Origin of the sequence: Aeromonas sp. 603607 (assembly GCF_049171595.1) — a bacterium.
In the GTDB taxonomy this organism is placed as follows: Bacteria; Pseudomonadota; Gammaproteobacteria; order Enterobacterales; family Aeromonadaceae; genus Aeromonas; species Aeromonas veronii.
In genome coordinates, this window is record NZ_JAAKOV010000003.1 from 26,904 (window position 1) to 40,975 (window position 14,072).

Genomic DNA, 14,072 nt, shown 5'->3' on the forward strand with positions numbered 1-14,072 from the left:
GGGCCCCTGAGCGGGGCCCTTAGTTATGTCAACAATGGACTTAGACTTGAGGTGAGCGAGTCGCTCGATTAACGCAGGGCTTTCATCTCACCGGCGATGATTTCGGCCAATGGGCCCAGAATCACCTGCAGGTTCTGCTCACCGAGTTTGACCACACCGGCCGCACCCAGGGCTTTCAGCTTGCGCTCATCGACGATGCTGCGGTCTTTCAGAGTCAGACGCAGACGGGTGATGCAGGCATCGATGGAGACCAGGTTCTCTTGACCACCCAGCACTTCCAGGTATTGCTTGGCCAGCTCGGTACGGTTGGTAGATTGAGCGGCAGCCGGAGCAGTCTCTTCGTCATCTTCACGACCCGGGGTTTTCAGGTTCAGCTTGGCAATCACTACGCGGAACACGGTGTAGTAGAGGCCGAAGAAGACCAGACCCTGAGGGATCAGCATGTACCAGTTGGTCGCCAGCGGGTTACGGCTGGAGAGCACCATATCCACCAGACCGGCACTGAAACCGAAACCGGCCATCCACTGCATGGAGGCAGCGATGAACACGGAGATACCGGTCAGTACGGCGTGGATGACATACAGTACCGGCGCCACGAACATGAAGGAGAACTCGAGCGGCTCGGTAACACCGGTGAAGAAGGAGGCAAAGGCAGCTGCGATCATGATGGAAGCAACTTTCTCTTTGTTCTCTTTCTTGGCGGAGTGGTAGATGGCCAGAGCGGCACCCGGCAGACCGAACATCATGATGGGGAAGAAGCCAGCCTGGTACATACCGACCACGCCTTTCACCTGATCCAGGCTCTTGCCAGCGGCCAGAGCGGCATCGATGGTAGCCTGACCACCCAGGAAGTTCGGGATGTCGTTGATACCGGCAACGTTGAACCAGAACACGGAGTTCAGGGCGTGGTGCAGACCGATCGGGATCAGCAGACGGTTGAAGAAGGCGTAGATACCGGCACCGGTAGAGCCCAAGCTCACGATGGACTCACCGAAGGAGACCAGACCACCGTAGATTGCCGGCCATACGGCCATCAGGATGAAGGATACAACGATCATCACCACGGAGGTTACGATCGGTACCAGACGACGACCGGAGAAGAAGGAGAGTGCCTTGTGCAGCTCAACGCTGCTGAAGCGGTTGTACAGCTCAGCGGCGATAACACCACACAGGATACCCACGAACTGGTTGCTGATCTTGGCAAACGCGGCAGGAACCTGCTCCACCGGGATGCTCTTGATCTGGGCCACAGCGCCCGGGCTCAGCAGGGTGGTAACGACCAGGAAGCCGACCAGACCTGCCAGAGCAGCAGAACCGTCTTTATCCTTGGACATACCGTAAGCGACACCGACTGCGAACAGTACGGACATGTTATCGATAATGGCTGCGCCCGCCTTAATCAGGAAGGCAGCCAGCGCGCTGTCACCACCCCAACCATTCGGGTCAATCCAGTAGCCAACCCCCATCAGGATCGCTGCGGCAGGCAATACCGCTACCGGCACCATCAGGGCACGGCCGATCTTTTGCAAATAACCGAGAATGTTCACGGTTCCTCTCCTTAGTTAATGTTTTTCTAGAAATTAAGTGCTTATCACGTTTGACGCATAAGCCATCAAGGCTTGATTGGCAGTCTAGGGCTTTTATTTCGCTGCGCAAATTAATAAACCGATAATCGTGATCGTTATCACCCAAACAAGATAAAGGTGGTGGATAGATGTGGCTTAGTTCGCAATCTTTATTTACGCTATAAAACAACTTAAATCCGTCTTAGCCAATTGCCACCGCCAAACCGGTCGCAACCCGACACAGAGGTATCCCATATGCGCCTGATCCCGTTGAAATCTGCCAGCCAAGTAGGCCTGTGGTCTGCTCGTTACATCGTTGACCGCATCAACGCGTTCAAGCCGACCAGCGATCGCCCTTTCGTACTGGGCCTGCCCACCGGTGGCACCCCGCTCAACACCTACAAGCGCCTGATCGAGTTGCACAAAGCCGGTGAAGTGAGCTTCCAGAATGTGGTCACCTTCAACATGGACGAGTACGTCGGCCTGCCGGAAGATCACCCGGAGAGCTACCACAGCTTCATGCACAACAACTTCTTCAGCCACATCGACATTCGTCCCGAAAACATCAACATCCTCAACGGCAATGCCGAGGATCTGGTGGCCGAGTGCAAGCGCTACGAAGACAAGATCAAGTCCTACGGCAAGATCCACCTGTTCATGGGTGGCGTGGGTAACGACGGCCACATCGCATTCAACGAGCCGGCCTCTTCCCTCTCCTCCCGCACCCGGGTCAAGACCCTGACCGAAGACACCCGCATCGCCAACTCCCGCTTCTTCGGTGGCGACATGGAGCAGGTGCCCAAGCTGGCCCTGACCGTGGGTGTAGGCACCCTGATGGATGCGGAAGAGATCATGATCCTGGTCACCGGTCACGGCAAGGCACTGGCCCTGCAGGCCGCCGTGGAAGGCAGCGTCAACCACATGTGGACCATCTCCACCCTGCAGCTGCATCCGAAGGGAATGATGGTGTGCGACGAGCCCTCCACCATGGAGCTCAAGGTCAAGACCGTTCGCTACTTCCAGCAGCTGGAAGCCGCCAACATCGGCCGTCTGTAAGGAGTCGTCATGTACGCATTGACCAACTGCACCCTCTACACCGGCAGCTGCGTGCTGACCGGCTACGGGGTGCTTATCGAGGGCGACAAGATTGTCGCCATCTCTCACCTGGCCGAACTGCCTGCGGGCATCGAGCAGATTGACCTCAGAGGCGCCAACCTGACCGCCGGTTTTATCGATGTGCAGCTCAACGGCTGTGGCGGGGTGATGTTCAACACCGAGATCACGGTCGAGACCCTGGCAACCATGCAGGCGGCCAACCTCAAATCCGGTACCACCAGCTTCCTGCCGACCCTGATCACCAGTCCGGATGCGGACATGAAGCAGGCCGTTGCTGTGACCCGTGACTACATGGCGGCACACCCCAACGAGGTGCTGGGCGTCCATCTGGAAGGGCCTTACACCAACCTCAAGCGCAAGGGGATCCACCCTGCCGCGCAAATTCGTCAGCCAGCGGACGAGATGATCGACTTCTTCTGCGCCAACGCGGATGCCATCACCAAGATCACCCTGGCACCGGAGCGCAACGAGCCGGCCCATATCCGCCGTCTGGTGGAAGCGGGCATTCTGGTCTCGGCCGGTCACACTGCCGCCAGTTACGATCAGGCCATGGCCGGGTTCGATAACGGTATTCGCTTTGCGACCCACCTCTACAACGCCATGACGCCGACCCTCAACGGTCGCGAGCCGGGCGTCGTGGGTGCCATCTACGATCGCAAGGATGTCTATGCGGGCATCATCGTCGATGGCCACCATGTGCACTGGGCCAACGTGCGTCTGGCTCACAAGGCGCTGGGGGAGCGACTGGTGCTGGTCACCGATGCCACCGCGGCAGCCGGAGCGCCGGAAGGCTTTGAGAAATTTGATTTTTGTGGCACCACCGTCTTTTTACGCGATGGTCAGTGTGTCGACGAGAATGGTACACTCGGCGGTTCCTCCCTCACCATGATTGAGGGGGTGGAAAATCTGGTCAAGCAGGTCGGATTACCGCTCGATGAAGCACTGAGAATGGCCAGCCTCTACCCCGCTCGCGCCATTGGATGGGACTCACGTCTCGGTAGTATCCAGGTCGGTAAAGTAGCCAACCTCACTGTCTTCGATCAGGACTTCACGGTCCGTGGGACCGTGGTTAACGGACACTACACACAACAGTGACATCATGACTGGCGGACAAATAGCAAACGTAGATCTTATCAAGCAGGTCAACAGTGCAGCCGTGTATCGGCTCATCGACCTGCAAGGCCCCATCTCCCGGGTCAAGATTGCCGAGTTGAGTCAGCTGGCCCCGGCCAGCGTGACCAAAATAACCCGGCAACTGATCGAGCATGGCCTGATCAAGGAGACCTCTCCGCAAGCCTCAACCGGCGGGCGGCGTGCCATCTCCCTGACCACCATCAAACATCGCTTTCAGTTTGTCTCTGCCAAGCTGGGCCGCGGCTACCTGCAACTGAGTCTCTATGACCTCGATGGCAAGGAGCTCGACCAGCACGTCATTCAGGTGACCGAGATCGACCAGCAACCCGTAGTCGACATGCTGCTGCGAGAGATTGGCGCCTTTATCGATGCCAACCGCGAACGTTGTCGCAACCTCATCAGCATCGCGCTGACCATGCCGGGTCTGGTCAACCCGGAATCCGGTATGGTCATCTACACCCCCAAGTACCAGATCCGCAATCTGGGACTGGCGAAGCTGCTTGAGAACCACTTCAACCTCCCCTGCTATGTGGGCAACGACACCCGCTCACTGGCGCTGGCCGAACACTTCTTCGGCGAGTCCCGCGACTGCATGGACTCCATTCTGGTGAGCGTCCATCAGGGGACGGGCTCGGGGATCATCACCAAGGGTCAGGTGTTCCTCGGTCAGAACCGCAACGTCGGCGAGATCGGCCATATTCAGGTCGAGCCGCTCGGCAAGCGCTGCCACTGTGGCAACTTCGGCTGCCTCGAAACCATCGCCTCCAACGAAGCGATCATCGACAAGGTGAAGGAGCTCATCAGCCGCGGTCACCAGAGCGCACTGCAAGAGAAACACATCACCATTCAGGAGGTGTGCAAGGCGGCACTGGCAGGTGATGAGCTGGCCCGCAGCGTGATCGAGAACGTGGGTGAGCATCTGGGACGAGCGGTGGCTATTACGGTCAACCTGTTCAACCCGCAGAAGGTGCTGATCGCCGGTGAAATCACCGCCGCCGAAGAGATCCTCTTCCCGGCAATTCGTCGCTGTGTCGAGCATCAATCCCTGCCGAGCTTCCACCGTGGCCTGCCCATCGTGAAAGCCCGCTTCCAGAACCAGCCGACCTATGGCGGCTTTGCGCTGGTCAAGCGCGCCCTGCTGGAGGGAGATCTGCTGCAGATCATCATGGAGCAGAAGTAAGGCTCTGATCTTGCGAGATAACAAAACGGCAGCCAGTGGCTGCCGTTTTCTATTGTGTGCTTTGCTGGCGGTTTAGCCCGCCCGACATGGCTTGAACAGATCCAGCTTGTTGTCGTAAACACGGGTCTGCACATCCATGATCCCCAGCATGGAGTGAAAGAGGTTGTCATGGGAGAAGCGCTGACTGCTCGCCTCCGCCGCCAGGCAACCCATATCAAGCTGGCGATCGGCCTGTAACTGGGGCGAGAACCAGGTCAGCAGCGGCACCCGGGTCTGATCATCCGGCGCAAATTTGTAGGGCGTGCCGTGCAGATAGAGCCCCATGGCCCCGAGGGATTCGCCGTGATCGGAGAGATAGACCAGTCCCACATCGTACTGGCTCTCCAGCGACTTGAGCTTGTCTATCAGCAGTCCCACCACCTTGTCGGTGTAGCGGATGGTGTTGTCATAGGTGTTGACCAGCTCTTCGTTGCTGCAGTTTTCAATGTCGCTACGCGGGCAGTCCGGCATAAAGGCGCGCTCGCTGGCAGGGTAACGACGGAAATAGGTCGGGCCATGGCTGCCCATCAGATGAAAGGCCACCAGCTTGTTGCCCTTCATGCCTGCAATCTGTTGATCTAGCCCCTCCAGCAGCACCTCGTCATAGCAAGACTCCCCCTGACAGAGCGCAGGATAGGATTTGGGGAGGATCTCGATGGTCGGCACATTGCGGCACACCCCTTTGCAGCCGCCATCGTTCTCTTTCCACAACACCGAGACCCCGGCATGTTGCAGCACATCGAGCAGGCCGTCACGGGAGCTGGCAAGCTGGTCATCGTAGCCACGGCGCGTGAGGTTGGAGAACATGCAGGGCACCGAGACGGCGGTGGCCGTACCGCAGGAGCGCACATTCCTGAACGACACCACCCCCTGCTCTTTGGCCGTGAAGCTGTTGGTTGCCTTGCCATACCCGTTAAGGGAGTAGTTCTGGCTGCGCGCCGTCTCCCCCACCACCAGGAACATCAAAGTCGGCTTGCTTCCCCGGGCCACCACCCTGGCATCGGTCCCCAAGTGTTGGTAGGGGATCGGCGTGGCAAACAGCACATCCCGCCCATATTTGTAGAGGCCGTGCACATAGTTGGCAGGCACAATCTCTTTGGCCAGCGACTTGTTGTTGCGACCGACCGAGGCGTAATCCTGATAGTAAAGTGCCGCGACGCCCCCGATAAACAGCAGAGATATAGCCAATACACCTGCCCGCCACGCCAACCCCTGATACCAGCGAGCCGGATAGCGGATCCGCAGTGACCAGAGCACCAGAACAGGCAGCAGCCCGGTCAGCAGAAACCAGAGCGCAACCGAGCCATTCAAATAGGCCCCCGCCTCACCACTGTTGGTCTCCACTATGTTCTGGATCATGCCTACATCAAAGATGACGCCGTATTTGAGCATGGCGTAGCTGACGATAGAGCCAGTCAGAATGAGCACGGTAAAAAAGGGCTTGAGCACAAACCGGAACGTGAAGGGAATAAACACGGCATTGAGCGCCGCGATCAGCACCAGCGGGATCGAGATGGCAAATCCGGCTTTGACATGGGTCAGGGCGCTGAGCACCGTATAGAAATGCAAAAAGATTGGCCAGTTCAGTACCAGGGCGAAAAAGAGCACCAGCAACAGATTGGTCTGCAGTACACCGAGAGTTACACGCATAAACAACTCCTACATACCGGCCTGCAGCGCAGCGGGCCGGCCAAGCCAACAAAAACGACGGGGCCAGCGTAGGAAGTAAAACTTAAGCGCGAATTAAGAGGAGAAGCACGGCGCTCGTGCGCCCCATCACAGCACGGGGTGCTCCGTAGCCCCGAAATGGATTTTTAGTTGTCTATCCATCGGATTTTGCTAGCTTGTTGAGTAGGCATTCCAGAAATGCAGGTTAACCGATGGCACTGATCCAAGCCTCCATAGAACAGTTGCGGGTAGGCCACTATATCCATCTCCCCACCGGATGGACCAACCACCCGTTTATGTTCAATGCCTTCAAAATCAAAGATCAGCAGCAGCTGGATATCATCCGCCACCTTGATCTGAGCCTGATGATGGTGGATCCGGACAAGAGCGATCTGCCTATCGAGCCACTGTTGCGTGGCGATATCCCCGATGCCGGGCCCGATCTCGAAGAGCTGGAGTCCCTGATTGATGCCGGCCCGCCCCCTTTTGACGAAAAAGCCTTTCGCCGCTCCATGCGCGCCGCCGACAAGGCCTTTGGCCAGTCCATGAGCGAGCTGCGCGATGCGCTCGGGGCACTCAACCTCAAACCGGATGAAGGGCTGGCCAACACCGCCCAGATCGTCCGCAATGCCGCCTTCACCCTCAGTCAGCACGAGGGCCCCCTCGGGCTCCACCTGATCCGCAGTCCCCACACCGATGTCCTGCTGCAGCACAGTCTCAACGTGGCTTTCATTGCCATGTTGATGGCGCGCGAACTGGGGATGAATCCCATCGAGCTGGAAGAGACCGGGCTTGCGGGACTTATCCACGATATAGGTGAACTGAAAATTCCCAGCCAGATCACCCAAAAGCGTGGTGAGCTAAACAAGGCTGAGCAGAACTTCCTCAAGATGCATCCCCAGTACGGATTTGACATGCTGAACCAACTCAATGCCTTTGAGCCCAAAATTCGTCAGGTAGCCCATCTGCACCACGAACGGCTCGACGGTAGCGGTTATCCGCTGGGGATCAAGGGGGGGGAGATCCCGCCGCTGGCGCGGCTGATCGGACTGGTCGACTTCTACGACGAGCTGCTTCATCCCCGCAACAGCGGCACGCCGGCGGCACCGAGTCAGGCCATCAGCCAGCTCTACAAGTTATCCCAGAAGAAGTTCGACCAGAATCTGGTCAAGTTGCTGGTCAAGGTGCTGGGGGTCTACCCGCCGGGATCCCTGGTGAAACTCTCCGACGAGAGCATTGCGCTGGTACTCTCTACCGAACCCACCATGCCCCTCAAGCCGAAGATCCTGCCCTATATCAAGGCCCAGCGGCCGGAAGCGGTCGCCATGATCGATCTGCGGGAAGATGAACGCACCATCAGTGCCTTTATCAAACAGGAGGAGCTGGATGAGGGACAGCGGCAGTTCTTCAATCTGACCCGCCGCTTCTGTTACTACTTTGCATTCTGAGTTATCCCCAGAAGCTGGGGATAACTCATTGGACAAACCGGAATAATTGCACGAATCCCCACCAACAGGTTGCCATCTGATCATGTATAAAAAACGCCCAGCCAGGGGGCCGGGCGGAGCATGCCACTTCCATGTGGCGTATCCGACGGATACATTCATGCTCTATCCATCAATAGCAATCTGTCGCCTCTTACACAAATATCAATTTAACATGCTGATTTAATGTAGTTTTATCCATTTGTTCTGGCAAACTGGCGGTCCGTTGCGACCCGCAGGGCCAACCGAACAAGATCTTGATCACACTTATTCACGGGCTGGTTGTTTTTTAGGCTGGCTGATGAGGCGCGTTTTTTATGCAGTTGGTTCTCTCTTTGTTACAGCAGATGAGCGTCAGCCTGGTGATCGCCTATCTCTTCTCGAAAAGCCCGCTGCTTCGCCCGCTTGCCAACTATTCAGTGAGGATTCCTCACAAGGTACTGATATACATAATATTTTCATGTTTTTGCATCCTCGGAACCTATGTGGGCCTAGATATCGACGATGCCATCGCCAACACCCGGGCTGTCGGCGCCGTCTTGGGGGGATTATTGGGGGGACCGCTGGTGGGCTTTCTGGTGGGGCTGACCGGCGGTCTGCACCGCTATACGCTGGGGGGATTTACCGATCTCGCCTGCGCCATCTCCACCACCTGCGAGGGGTTGCTCGGGGGCATAGTGCACTGGCGACTGATGCGCTCGGGGCGAACGGATGCCCTGTTTGAACCACGCATCGCCTTCTTTACCACTCTCTATGCCGAGATCATGCAGATGGTCATCATCCTGCTGGTGGCGACCCCGTTCGACAAATCCCTGCTGTTGGTACGCACCATCGCCACCCCGATGATTCTGGCCAACTCCTGTGGCGCGGCGCTCTTTATCAGCATGATCCGCGACCAGCAGCGGATGTATGAGAAGTTCTCCCGGGTCTTCTCCGCCAAGGCGCTCAATATCGCCAACCGTACAGTGGGGATCATGAGTCAGGGCTTTACCCCACAGGCAAGCAACAAGATTGCCCGCATCATTCAGGAGGAGACCGGCGTTGGGGCGGTCGCCATCACGGACACCGAGCAGATCCTCGCCTTTATCGGCACCGGCGAAGATCACCATCTGCCGGGCACCCCCATCGCGTCAGCCATCACCATGCAGGCCATCGCCCAGAACAAGGTGCTGTTTGCCGATGGCAACAGCCAGCCCTATCGCTGCAGCCTCTCCTCCGCCTGCCAGCTGGGCTCGGTGCTGGTGATCCCGCTGCAGGGGGACAAGGGGGTGATCGGCACCATCAAGCTCTACGAGCCGAAGAAGCGGCTGTTTCTCAAGATCAACCACACCCTGGGGGAAGGGATTGCCAACCTGCTGTCACAGCAGTTGCTGGCCGGTCGGCTGGAGCAGCATCAGCGGCTGCTGGTGCAGTCCGAACTCAAGCTGATCCAAGCCCAGATCAACCCCCACTTTCTGTTCAACACCCTCAACACCATCAGTGCCATCACCCGGCGCGATCCGGACAAGGCGCGGGATCTGCTGCTGCATCTGTCGCTGTTCTTTCGCAAGAACCTCAAACGCCAAAGCGGCCTTGCGACTCTGCAGGAGGAGCAGGAGCACTGCCAATCCTATCTGGAGATCGAGCTGGCCCGTTTTGGCGATCGGCTGACGGTGATAAACGAGATCCCGCCCCATCTGGCCACACTGCGACTGCCCAGCTTCACCCTGCAACCGTTGATCGAGAATGCCATCAAGCACGGCATCTCGACTCTGCTGGAGCAGGGGCGCATTCGCCTCTGGACCGATGAGCATCCCACCAGCGTCACCATCCATGTGGAAGATAATGCAGGCACCTGGCAAGCACATCCCGCTGGCGACGGTCTGGGCATGACCATCGTAGACCGGCGACTGAAAAGCGCCTTTGGCGAGCGCTATGGCGTGACTATTGCGTGCGAGCCGGAACAGTGGACCCGGGTGTCGTTCACCATCCCCAAGGAGCAACCATGATCCGCACTCTGATAGTCGATGACGAACACTACGCCCGCGAAGAGCTGAGGCAGCAGCTGGCCTGCGATCCTGCCATCGAGATCGTGGGGGAAGCGGCCAACGCCATCGAGGCGCTGCCGCTTATTCAGCACCTCAAGCCTGATGTGGTGTTCCTCGATATCCAGATGCCCAAGCTGAGCGGCATGGAGCTGGTCGCCATGCTCGACCCCCTGCCCCGCATCGTCTTTGTCACCGCCTTTGACGAATATGCCATTCAGGCCTTTGAAGAGAACGCCTTCGACTACCTGCTAAAGCCGGTGGAGCCCGCCCGGCTCGCCAAGACGCTGACTCGCCTCAAGCAGGATATCTCCCCGCAGCCCATCGAGCGGCTGGCCCCCACCATCGCACATATTCCGGGCTATCTGCACAACCGGGTCAGGCTGCTGCCCGTCGAGCAGGTGGAGTATGCCTTCTCCGATCTGGGCGGGGTCCATGTGGCCTGTCAGGGCGAGCTGTTCCACACCCAGCTCACCCTCAAATCACTTGAGGAGAAGAGCCCGCTGCTGCGCTGCCACCGCCAATATCTGGTCTCTCCCTACGCCATCTTCGAGATCCGGCTGCTGGATAACCAGCTGGCAGAGATTGTCACTCCGAGCGGCGCCCGGGTGCCGGTCAGTCGTCGCTATCTCAAGGAGCTCAAAGATCAGCTGGGGCTGGACTGAACCGCGGAGTGTGCGCCTGATCACAGCCGCCGACCGCTCGGCGCGCCAAAGCGCCGCTCGGGGAGTTTCACCTGCCAGACAGGCGCAACCGTTTTAGACTCGCTCTGCACACTAAAAAATAACAATGCAGGAGCGTAGCAATGATCTGGTTCTTCCTCTGTGTCGGCTTACTTGTGGCCGGCTACTTCATATACGGCAAATTCATCGAACGGATATTCAGCCCGAAACCCGAGCTGAAAACCCCCGCCATCACCATGGCTGACGGGGTGGACTATGTCCCCATGTCGGACAAGAAAGTCTATCTGGTTCAACTGCTCAACATCGCAGGTGTCGGCCCCATCTTCGGCCCCATCCTGGGTGCCCTCTACGGCCCGGTCGCCATGCTGTGGATCGTCTTTGGCTGCATCTTCGCCGGTGCGGTACATGACTACTTCTCCGGCATGCTGTCGGTGCGCGCCAAGGGGGCCTCGGTGCCAACCGTGGTCGGTGAGCATCTGGGCACCGCCGCCAAGCACTTCATGAACCTGTTTGCCGTGGTGCTGCTGATGCTGGTGGGCGTGGTATTCGTGCTGAGCCCGGCAGGGCTGCTCGCCAACCTCACCTCCACCGATCTGGTCTACTGGATTGTGGCAATCTTTGCCTACTACATCCTCGCGACCATAGTCCCCATCGACAAGATCATCGGCCGCTTCTACCCCATCTTCGGCGCCCTGCTGGTCTTCATGTCGGTCGGCCTCATCGTTGGCCTGATCGCCTCCGGCAAAGGCTTCTACAACACCGGGATGGACTTCTCCAACCTGCACCCGACCGAACTGCCGCTCTGGCCGCTGCTCTTCATCACCATCGCCTGTGGCGCGGTATCAGGCTTCCACGCCACCCAGTCACCGCTGATGGCGCGCTGCATGCAGAACGAAAAATCCGGCCGCTTCATCTTCTACGGCGCAATGATCGGTGAAGGGATCATCGCCCTTATCTGGTGCACCCTGGGTCTCTCCTTCTACGACAGCACCGAAGCGCTCAACGCTACTATGGCCAACGGCGGCCCGGCGGCCGTGGTACACGAAGTATCCACCAGCCTGCTCGGCACAGTCGGCGGTATTCTGGCCATCCTCGGCGTGGTGATCCTGCCCATCACCTCCGGTGACACAGCGTTTCGCAGTGCTCGCCTGATCGTGGCGGACTTCCTGAAGATGACCCAGAAACCGCTGGCCAAGCGTCTGCTGATCGCCATCCCCATGTTTATCCTTGGCTTCATCATCTCCAAGGCTGAATTCGGGGTGATCTGGCGCTACTTCGGCTGGGCCAACCAGACCACTGCCGTCATCATGCTGTGGGCTGCGGCTGCCTACCTCATCAAAGAGGGCAAGCTGCACTGGATCTGCACCATTCCCGCCATGTTCATGACTGCTGTGGTGATCACCTATCTGGCCAACGCCCCCATCGGATTCGGGCTGGAGATGGGGACCTCCACCATCATCGGCCTGACGGCAACGGCGGCCATTACCGTGGCCTTCCTGATGAAGTTCCGCCAGCCGCTGGTCAGCAGTACCAGCGAAGGGTAAAAACAGCAAAAAATGCAGCGAAAGCAGCACAAAAAGGCGCCTGATGGCGCCTTTTTTAATGACAAAAAGACTAATAAAGTAACTGTTGAACGGCTTCAGCTTCAATACAGCGAATAGCTTTAAGATTCCGGGCGAACTGACGATAAATGTGTGATTCTTAATTGCTTTAGTGCTTGTTGGAACCCATGATTAAACTGTGCGTCATGCCAGTGGAGGTTATAAATGGCCCTTGATTATTTTGCACTTGGTCTGCTCGTCTTTGTCGGGCTGGTCATTTTTTATGGAGTCATCGTTATCCACGATATTCCTTACGAGATTGCCAAACATCGGAATCACCCTCATCAGGATGCCATTCACGTGGCAGGTTGGGTCAGCCTGTTTACCCTGCATGTGCTGTGGCCCTTCCTCTGGATCTGGGCAACCATCTATCGCCCCGATCGCGGCTGGGGCTTTAGCCAGCGGCTGCAAAAAGATGAAGAGGAGCTGGCGGCCCTCAAGCAGGAGTTGGCGGACCTGAAGAGCCGTATCAACACTATCGAACAGAGCGAGCAACAGGGATAAACCATGGACCTGCTACTGATCCTGACCTACACGGCGCTGTGTGTCGCCATATTCAAAATCTTCCGCATCCCGCTCAACAAGTGGACCGTCCCCACCGCAGCACTGGGCGGCGTGCTGCTCATCGGCACCCTCATCATGCTGATGAACTACAACCACCCCTACTCCGAGATGGCGCGCAACTACTACGTCTCTACCCCCATAGTGCCGCTGGTCAAGGGCCGGGTAGTCGAGGTGCCGGTGCAAGCCAATCAGCCGGTGAAAAAAGGTGACGTGCTGTTTCGCCTCGATGACGAGCCGTTCCGCCTGAAAGTGGAGAGCCTCACCGCACGGGTCGAATCCAACCGCGAGCACCTCAAGTCCATTGAGGCAAGACTGCGCTCCGCCAGGCTGGATCGGGATCGCGCCAGCGACCTGATGCGTCGTGGCGTAGGCAAACAGCGCGACCTCGACGTCACCCAGGCCAACGTGGATGACATCGTGGCCCAGATTGACCAGCAGAAAGCCACCCTGAACGATCTGCAAGCCCAGCTGATGGAAGCCAAGTACCAGCAGTCCCAAACCGTTGTCTATGCCCCGAGCGATGGTCATGTGGTACAGCTGGCCCTGCGCCCCGGCATGATCGCCACCCCCTTCATGTATCGTCCGGTGATGACCTTCATCCACAAGGATGACACCGCCTACGTCGGCTGGTTCTGGCAGAACAGCATGCAGCGACTGGCGGTGGGCGATGAGGCCGAAGTGGTGATCGATGGCGTACCCGGCAAGATCTTCAAAGGCAAGGTAACCGCCGTGGTTCCGGCCATTGCCGCCGGTAACGTGCAGGCCAACGCCGGTCTGCTGGATCAAACCACTGCGGTGCGCCCGGGTCGTCTGCCGGTGGTTATCTCCATCACCGACCCCGAGTGGGCCAAGTATCAGGTAATTGCAGGCTCCAGCGGGCAGGCTGCCATCTATACCCACTACTTCCACCATGTATCTGTGATGCGCAAAGTACTGCTGCGCATGGCAAGCTGGATGAACTACATCTTCCCGTTCCATTGATCAGCACCCAAGCACCCTGCGGGCCGGCATCAT

11 protein-coding genes are annotated in these 14,072 nt (G+C 58.0%); 9 read left to right on the forward strand and 2 right to left on the reverse strand.

All coding sequences use genetic code 11. The annotated features are described in order from the left end of the window. Positions 1 to 68 precede the first annotated feature (68 nt). Positions 69 to 1,547 (reverse strand): N-acetylglucosamine-specific PTS transporter subunit IIBC, encoded by a 1,479-nt coding sequence (gene nagE / locus G5315_RS04500; protein WP_076492426.1) that lies wholly within the window; start codon positions 1,545 to 1,547, stop codon positions 69 to 71. A 273-nt stretch (positions 1,548 to 1,820) separates the two neighbouring features. Here nagE and nagB point away from each other — a divergent pair, with 273 nt between their 5' ends. Genes nagB through nagC form a run of 3 tightly spaced genes read left to right on the forward strand, consistent with a single transcriptional unit; the run spans position 1,821 to position 4,995 of the window. Further along, positions 1,821 to 2,621, forward strand: a complete 801-nt coding sequence (gene nagB / locus G5315_RS04505; RefSeq protein ID WP_005334308.1) for a glucosamine-6-phosphate deaminase — start codon at positions 1,821 to 1,823, stop codon at positions 2,619 to 2,621. A 9-nt stretch (positions 2,622 to 2,630) separates the two neighbouring features. Next, positions 2,631 to 3,776: an N-acetylglucosamine-6-phosphate deacetylase gene (gene nagA / locus G5315_RS04510; RefSeq protein WP_111899656.1), complete on the forward strand. Its 1,146-nt coding sequence runs from the start codon at positions 2,631 to 2,633 to the stop codon at positions 3,774 to 3,776. A gap of 4 nt (positions 3,777 to 3,780) precedes the next feature. Further along, positions 3,781 to 4,995: a DNA-binding transcriptional regulator NagC gene (gene nagC, locus G5315_RS04515; RefSeq protein ID WP_005334312.1), complete on the forward strand. Its 1,215-nt coding sequence runs from the start codon at positions 3,781 to 3,783 to the stop codon at positions 4,993 to 4,995. A 72-nt stretch (positions 4,996 to 5,067) separates the two neighbouring features. Here the strand turns inward: nagC and G5315_RS04520 are convergent, their stop codons facing one another. After that, positions 5,068 to 6,684 carry a phosphoethanolamine transferase gene (locus G5315_RS04520; protein WP_421332567.1) on the reverse strand — a complete coding sequence of 539 codons (1,617 nt, stop codon included), beginning with the start codon at positions 6,682 to 6,684 and terminating at the stop codon, positions 5,068 to 5,070. 230 nt (positions 6,685 to 6,914) lie between these two features. Here G5315_RS04520 and G5315_RS04525 point away from each other — a divergent pair, with 230 nt between their 5' ends. From G5315_RS04525 to G5315_RS04550, 6 genes are all read left to right on the forward strand, one after another. Beyond that, entirely contained in the window at positions 6,915 to 8,150 is a 1,236-nt protein-coding gene (locus G5315_RS04525) for an HD-GYP domain-containing protein (protein ID WP_216954168.1), read from the forward strand. A gap of 353 nt (positions 8,151 to 8,503) precedes the next feature. Continuing rightward, entirely contained in the window at positions 8,504 to 10,174 is a 1,671-nt protein-coding gene (locus tag G5315_RS04530) for a sensor histidine kinase (protein WP_216954170.1), read from the forward strand. Beyond that, positions 10,171 to 10,875, forward strand: a complete 705-nt coding sequence (gene btsR, locus G5315_RS04535) for a two-component system response regulator BtsR (RefSeq protein ID WP_421332568.1) — start codon at positions 10,171 to 10,173, stop codon at positions 10,873 to 10,875. Before G5315_RS04530 ends, btsR begins: the two co-directional genes overlap by 4 nt. Before the next feature lie 140 nt (positions 10,876 to 11,015). Continuing rightward, positions 11,016 to 12,437, forward strand: coding sequence for a carbon starvation protein A (locus G5315_RS04540; RefSeq protein ID WP_005350521.1), 1,422 nt, complete (start codon positions 11,016 to 11,018; stop codon positions 12,435 to 12,437). A gap of 222 nt (positions 12,438 to 12,659) precedes the next feature. Further along, the gene (locus G5315_RS04545; protein WP_005337862.1) at positions 12,660 to 12,998 is read left to right on the forward strand and encodes a DUF3302 domain-containing protein; all 339 of its coding nucleotides are present in this window, start codon (positions 12,660 to 12,662) and stop codon (positions 12,996 to 12,998) included. A 3-nt stretch (positions 12,999 to 13,001) separates the two neighbouring features. Next, positions 13,002 to 14,039, forward strand: a complete 1,038-nt coding sequence (locus tag G5315_RS04550; protein WP_042055557.1) for an HlyD family secretion protein — start codon at positions 13,002 to 13,004, stop codon at positions 14,037 to 14,039. Positions 14,040 to 14,072: the final 33 nt, after the last annotated feature.